Annotated in this window: 3 protein-coding genes; 2 read left to right on the top strand and 1 reads right to left on the bottom strand. The window is 41.7% G+C overall.

Annotation, left to right across the window (positions count from 1 at the left end; all coding sequences use genetic code 11):
* Nucleotides 1–118: 118 nt before the first annotated feature.
* Nucleotides 119–646 carry a cob(I)yrinic acid a,c-diamide adenosyltransferase gene (locus PGX78_RS07730; protein ID WP_270446319.1) on the bottom strand — a complete coding sequence of 176 codons (528 nt, stop codon included), beginning with the start codon at nt 644–646 and terminating at the stop codon, nt 119–121.
* Nucleotides 647–931: 285 nt separating this feature from the next.
* On the opposite strand from PGX78_RS07730, the gene rplM reads away from it, so the two are divergent.
* Nucleotides 932–1,372, top strand: coding sequence for a 50S ribosomal protein L13 (gene rplM / locus PGX78_RS07725; protein ID WP_270446317.1), 441 nt, complete (start codon nt 932–934; stop codon nt 1,370–1,372).
* 18 nt (nt 1,373–1,390) lie between these two features.
* On the top strand, nt 1,391–1,783 hold the full coding sequence (rpsI, locus tag PGX78_RS07720) for a 30S ribosomal protein S9 (protein ID WP_006941498.1): 393 nt from the start codon (nt 1,391–1,393) through the stop codon (nt 1,781–1,783).
* Nucleotides 1,784–2,263 lie beyond the last annotated feature (480 nt).

Raw genomic sequence — 2,263 nt, 5'->3', positions numbered from 1 at the left:
TTTAGTTGCTTTTTACAAAACAATATATCCTCGGCACCGGTCTGAAGCGTAGGGACGCATTATCTAAAAAGAGACTGTCGGAAAATGTTCAGGCATTTCCCGACAGTCTCTCTTCTTTTTATTCTTCGATGCCTACGCGAGCTTCGATGCCCTTGTCGAAGGGGTGTTTTATTTTTTTTACTTCAGAAACATAATCAGCCAAGTCGATTAATTGTTGTGACGGGTTGCGCCCTGTTAAGACGACTTCTGTTTGTGTCGGCTTGGAAGTAAGAAAATGAATAAGCTTGTTTTCAGAGATTAAACCCGTTGTGCAAGCACCGATGACCTCATCCATGATTAAGAGATCGGGCGGATTTTCTCGGCAGATTCGGCAAATATAATCAAAGGTTTCTTCTTGTATCTTCTTAGCGGCTGCCAGTTCAAGGGAATTCATTTGAAATGTAAATTTCCCCGTTCCCTTGCCGCGACGTACCGTTACGGAAGGAAGAGTTGTCAGTACGGTGATTTCTCCCGTTTCCCGCTCTTTTAAAAATTGCGCAAATAAAACCTTACCGCCACGACCGACACAGCGAACGGTCAATCCGATAGATGCCGTCGTTTTCCCCTTACCGTCACCGCAATATATATGTATGAGTCCTTTATTCATTATTTCACCTCATTGAATGAACGCTGTTATTATACTAAGCTTATCGTTGAGTGGAGGAGTTGTAAAGAATATTTCGTACAAAGGAAAAATCTTGCTTAAAAGAACTTTTTACTATATTATATAGAAGTTACGATAAATCAGTGAAAACAGAAGAGAATTCTTGACAAGCACCGATATTATCTATAAAATAGGAAAGTAAGCTTTTTACTTGGACTCCACAAGCCCCGGAGAAAGAGAACCCAAAAGCTTAGGTCAGATAGTCGAAACAGGGAGGAATAAAACAGCATGAAAACTACATTTATGGCCAATTCCGGCAATGTTGAACGGAAATGGTTTGTTGTTGACGCTGAAGGCCAAACACTGGGCCGTCTTGCTGCCGAAGTGGCTAAAGTTCTTCGGGGAAAACATAAACCTACATTTACCCCGCATGTAGACACAGGCGACTTCGTCATTGTTGTCAACGCGGACAAAGTAAAATTGACAGGTAAGAAATTGATTCAGAAAACTTATTTCCATCATTCCGGATATCCCGGCGGATCTACGTTTACTCAGGCCGGTCATATGCTCGAAAAGCGTCCTGAACGCGTAGTGGAAATGGCAGTTCGCGGTATGTTGCCGAAAAACAAATTGGGTGAACAGATGTATCGTAAACTCAATGTGTATGCAGGTGCGGAACATCCCCACCAGGCACAGAAACCTGAAGTTTTGAAGTTGAATATTCGATAATACCGGGAGGAAGATTTCATGGCAGTAGCACAATACTACGGTACTGGCCGTAGAAAAACATCCGTTGCCAGAGTTCGTTTGGTTCCGGGTCAAGGCAAAATTACAGTAAACAAAAAAGAATTGACAGAATATTTCGGTCGTAAAACGCTGGAATTGATTATTAAACAGCCCCTCGTATTGGCAGGTGTTACGGAACAATACGATGTCATTGCAGACGTAAAAGGCGGCGGTCCTTCCGGTCAGGCAGGCGCTATCCGTCACGGCATCAGTCGCGCTCTCTTGGAAGTAGACGTGGAATTCCGTCAAGGCTTGAAAAAGGCCGGCTTCCTTACACGCGATCCGCGTGAAAAAGAACGTCGTAAATACGGCTTGAAGAAAGCTCGTAAGGCTTCGCAGTTCTCGAAACGTTAAGACTTTATCAGACAAACGGCACGAACTTCGGTTCGTGCCGTTTTTTGTCCAAAAGTACGGACAGCAAAATCAATATAAGATTGTAGAGGCAGGACGGAAAAAGAAAGACTTAATAAAAGTGAAGAATAATAAAATTACGATATTTTTATTGAATCATACTTCATATAGAGTTAAAAAATAGGAGAAGTACAGCAAGTTGAAAGAAAAACCGCATATTTATAAAAGTTTTCTTTTCCGTAAAAGGGGAAACGCAAAAGAGACGGAAAGAAAGATAAAAATCGCCTTGACACGACAAAAGGGAAATGCTAAAATTCATATTGTCGCAAGGACAGAGAACGAATTGAATAAATCCGCTCCGTTGTGCTTGCAAATGAAGATTGAAAATCTTCAAAAAGTTTTCTTGACAAAGTAGCAATGCTTTGGTAAGATAAACGAGTCGCCAAACGGCGAGTGACCTTTGAAAACTGAACAATACAAACC

The sequence above is a fragment of the Megasphaera sp. AF13-6AC genome, assembly GCF_027685385.1.
Classification (GTDB): Bacteria; Bacillota; Negativicutes; order Veillonellales; family Megasphaeraceae; genus Megasphaera; species Megasphaera micronuciformis.
The sequence above is the reverse complement of the archived record's forward strand: the minus strand, read 5'-3'. Positions and strand labels throughout refer to the sequence as shown.

Excerpts from the sequence above, each read along its gene's own strand:
- PGX78_RS07730 (WP_270446319.1), bottom strand. The coding sequence starts at position 646 with ATGAATAAAGGACTCATACATATATATTGCGGTGACGGTAAGGGGAAA.
- rplM (WP_270446317.1), top strand. The coding sequence starts at position 932 with ATGAAAACTACATTTATGGCCAATTCCGGCAATGTTGAACGGAAATGG.
- rpsI (WP_006941498.1), top strand. The coding sequence starts at position 1,391 with ATGGCAGTAGCACAATACTACGGTACTGGCCGTAGAAAAACATCCGTT.